At 44.9% G+C, this 732-nt stretch carries 1 protein-coding gene; it reads left to right on the top strand.

Features of this window, described 5'->3' with window-relative positions:
- Positions 1-217: 217 nt before the first annotated feature.
- Positions 218-732: DUF4214 domain-containing protein (locus INT21_RS06900; protein WP_193060164.1), on the top strand; the 515-nt coding region annotated here is incomplete at its 3' end.

Here is a 732-nt window from a genome sequence, read left to right as displayed (position 1 = left end):
GGCTATGGAGTTTTGCACGCGATTAATTTTGAATAGGCACTTACATGAACGTTTCGAGTCATATCTTGGCACATGAGCCACTCAGTTAGAGGATGTAGATCGTGCTGCTTGCATCAAGGACTATTGCTATGGCTTCAAGCGACGGGAATTAGAACCGTTAACAGCAATTTCTGACCAATCAATCTTGTGTCATGTGATCTCTAACAGGGGATAGTTTATGTCTGACAACCGTTACCAGTTTGATATTACCGATGGGCATGTTTTAGCTATTCGGGAATGGGACGATGGCCGCTGGGAAAATGAGGCCATTGATAACGACGATCGTTACAGCGTTCAGGGCAACCGTATCGTCAAAACCGAGTGGAACGATGATGATATAACGATTTATGAAGATCGTGGCGACGGCGTGTATTTTGAAATTTTTGACGGTGAACTTAATGACTGGAATCGTCGGAATGACTCAAATGACATGAATAACATCGATGGATTGGATATTCAGAGTGACTGGGATGATCGGATTGATTTTAACGAGGACCGGCTTACCTATGACCAGCAAGTGACACTTTTGTATAGCGCTGCGTTCGATCGTGCTCCAGACCAAGCTGGTCTGACTTACTGGAGTAACCAGATGCGGGGCGAAGACGATCTGGACCTGGATGATATCGCTGAGATTTTCATGGCCTCTGATGAGTTCATCAACCGTTATGGCAGCAACCTCAATAACAGTGATTT

Origin of the sequence: Halomonas sp. 3F2F (assembly GCF_014897805.1) — a bacterium.
Taxonomy (GTDB): domain Bacteria; phylum Pseudomonadota; class Gammaproteobacteria; order Pseudomonadales; family Halomonadaceae; genus Vreelandella.
The sequence above is the reverse complement of the archived record's forward strand: the minus strand, read 5'-3'. Positions and strand labels throughout refer to the sequence as shown.